The 2,218-nt window shown below is 39.7% G+C and carries 2 protein-coding genes; both read left to right on the forward strand.

All coding sequences use genetic code 11. From position 1 onward, the window contains the following. Positions 1–776 precede the first annotated feature (776 nt). The gene (locus ACEW8U_RS19325; protein ID WP_373523701.1) at positions 777–1,820 is read left to right on the forward strand and encodes a TolB family protein; all 1,044 of its coding nucleotides are present in this window, start codon (positions 777–779) and stop codon (positions 1,818–1,820) included. 30 nt (positions 1,821–1,850) lie between these two features. Continuing rightward, positions 1,851–2,218: alpha/beta hydrolase family protein (locus tag ACEW8U_RS19330; RefSeq protein WP_373523702.1), on the forward strand; the 368-nt coding region annotated here is incomplete at its 3' end.

Here is a 2,218-nt window from a genome sequence, read left to right on the forward strand (position 1 = left end):
TATTGCTTCATCTATTATTGAAAGCTATCCTGTTAAAATGGTATGGTGGGATTTTTTATGGACTTCTGTGTCTGTGATTACCATTACTCTTTTAGCCTCATTTAGACCAGCTTTAATTGCATCGAGGGTCAAATCCATCGAACTATAAAAATAAAAAAGCCGTGGGATAAAATCTCACAGCTTTAGTCAATTAACAATAAACCCAAAATAACCAGCTGTAGGAGAAGGATTCGAACCTCCACGGGGCAGTTAGGCAAAACACGAGCTCCATGTTTGCTTTATGCCGTTAACCCCACCCCCGAGACCGGAGGGCATGTCTGCCAGTTTCAACATCCTACAGTATAAAATTTTCAAATTTTGGGAATACCTTTCGTATTTCCATTTATTTAATTGCTGTAGGAGAAGGATTCGAACCTCCACGGGGCAGTTAGGCGAAACACGAGCTCCATGTTTGCTTTATGCTGTTGACCCCACCCCCGAGACCGGAGGGCATGTCTGCCAATTTCAACATCCTACATTGTGTTAAGACCTTTTGTCTTTGTTGATGATTCAAAGTTAACAAAACATTCATTACATTAAAATAAATTCAATAAAACAATTAAAAAAATACATAATATTTAATTTTTATCATTAAAAATTATTGATAAAATAAAATAGAACCATTCAAAGAACTTTGAATTAATAATTTGGAAATGGCATTTTGGTATGAAATTCTGTTACTGTTGATTAAATTAGAGTTCTTAATACCTATCATACCTCTTAACCCACATCATTTTATGAAATTGTTCGCTTTTATTTTGCTGGTTTTTGCACCTACATTTTTTGTTTTGTCGCAACAACAAAAACAATCACCAACTTTTGAAGAAGTCATTTCCCTGCGGAATGCTGGGGAAGTTGCCATATCTCCTGATGGAGAATTGATTACATATTCAGTACAGACGGCTGATTGGATTGAAAATCGATTTGATTCTGAAATTTGGATGGCAAAAAGCGGGGGAGCACCATTTCAGTTGACCAACAATCCCAAGAACAGCAGTACTTCACCTATGTTTTCACCTGATGGGAAATGGCTTGCATTTTTATCAGACAGGGGAAATAAAGCTCAGATTTATGCCTTAAGGCTAACCGGCGGAGAGGCATTTGCCATTACGGAGGAGGAGGAAGGTGTAAATTTCTTCCAATGGCATCCGGATGGTAAAAGACTGATGCTATTGAAATCAGAGAAAGAGGCGGAGTCGGTAAAAGATAGGAAAGAGAGATATGGAGCTTTTGAGATAGACGATAAAGATCATGTCATGTCCCATATATGGGAAATCGATTTTGATCCACTTTTCCCAAATCCCTCGGAATTGCCATGTCATGAAAAATCAGATTCATTGAAAGTGGCATCGGGATGTATAGAAATACCAAAATCAAAGAGATTGACCAAAGGGGATTTTACCGTCACTTCTTTTGAGATTTCTCCCAATGGAAAGCAGGTCGCCATCAACCACCAACCTGACCCCTTGATCATGTCCTCCATGAAATCCGACGTGTCTATTCTTGATCTGGAAACAAAGGAATTGAATCTCTTGGTCTCCAATCCGGGTGGGGATAGGTTTCAGGCCTGGTCACCGGATTCCAAACAGATTTTGTATGTCAGTGACGTGGATGATACGGTATCCAATTTTTATAAAAACACCAAGATTTTTAGGATAGCCCTTGAAGACAAAAAACCTGTTCAATTGGCTTCTAAACTGGATGAGAATCCCTCCAATCTGATTTGGAACAGCAAGGGGATTTATGGGGCTTTTTTGAAAAAAACCTTAAGACCGATTTAGAGAATAGAGCCCAAAGATGGTTCATTCCGGATGCTGACGGGATTGCCTGAACAGGTCGTGGGATTGGCGTTTTCAAAAAACGGGGAAAAGATGGCCCTCAATGCCCGAAATGGAAATCAACTAAATGAAATATGGATGGCCAATAATACCCAAAAACCGGCCCTAAGAAATTTATCACAAATGAGTAAACAGATAGCGAATTGGAAAGTCGCACAAAGTGAGTTAATGGTCTGGCGTAGCGTTGACGGCACTCTGATAGAGGGAGTCCTCCACAAGCCTGCCGATTATGATTCTACAAAAAAATATCCTTTGTTGGTCGTAATCCACGGTGGTCCAACAGGTATTGATACTCCACATCCTGCCCCTTCCTATGTATATCCAATCCTGCAATGGCTAGA

Source organism: Aquiflexum sp. (assembly GCF_041751335.1).
Classification (GTDB): Bacteria; Bacteroidota; Bacteroidia; order Cytophagales; family Cyclobacteriaceae; genus Aquiflexum.

What these genes read in the sequence shown, in the direction of transcription:
- ACEW8U_RS19325 (WP_373523701.1), top strand. Translation starts at nt 777, where the DNA reads ATGAAATTGTTCGCTTTTATTTTGCTGGTTTTTGCACCTACATTTTTT.